Origin of the sequence: Danxiaibacter flavus (assembly GCF_041060425.1) — a bacterium.
Lineage (GTDB): Bacteria > Bacteroidota > Bacteroidia > Chitinophagales > Chitinophagaceae > Danxiaibacter > Danxiaibacter flavus.
This window is the reverse complement of sequence record NZ_JAULBC010000028.1, coordinates 1-595: the sequence shown is the minus strand read 5'-3', so window position 1 is coordinate 595 and position 595 is coordinate 1. Positions and strand designations below refer to the sequence as shown.

Annotated in this window: 1 protein-coding gene; it reads right to left on the bottom strand. The window is 36.5% G+C overall.

Annotated elements, in window-relative coordinates:
• Positions 1 to 21: 21 nt before the first annotated feature.
• The coding region (locus QTN47_RS27960; protein WP_439100203.1) for a hypothetical protein at positions 22 to 595 on the bottom strand (574 nt) is incomplete at its 5' end.

Genomic DNA, 595 nt, shown 5'->3' with positions numbered 1-595 from the left:
TCAATGTCGTTGAAATAAGAACTAAAGTTGTTTATAATTCATGGAAGGCGGCCTTTTAAGCCGCTTTTTTCGATCGAATCTTCTATTCGGCCTTATGATATCACAGGTTTTAGCTAAGATATCATCTATGGCGGCAAGAGGAACATAAAACAGTCGTTTTAAAAACATGCCAAGCCATGTTTCTTTAATTATTGACAATGCATTGGTACGATTAATCTGTTTGGCATACTTGTTAACACCAGCATTATGCTCCGCCTTTACCTTTTGATTTATTGGGAAAGATAAAATAGCGCACATGGTTATCATAAATATTTTTGCATAAAAATCCTGTTTGACCGCCTGTGCCGATTTGCCGGAAAAAACTTCTAAAGATGCCCGACATTTTAAAAGTTTATAGTCTTCTTCTACCCGCCAACGGTAATGATATAGTTCTTTAAAGCATTTGTATTCATACTGAATAGTATCTGTCAATGAAGTGCATAATACTTCTTTAGAGCCATCGGGAAAGTCTATTATCACTATACGGCAGCTGACATCATTGGCTGGTATTCCTTTCAATTCCATTTGTTTGCGATATTGGGCTGGCAGCTTAAAT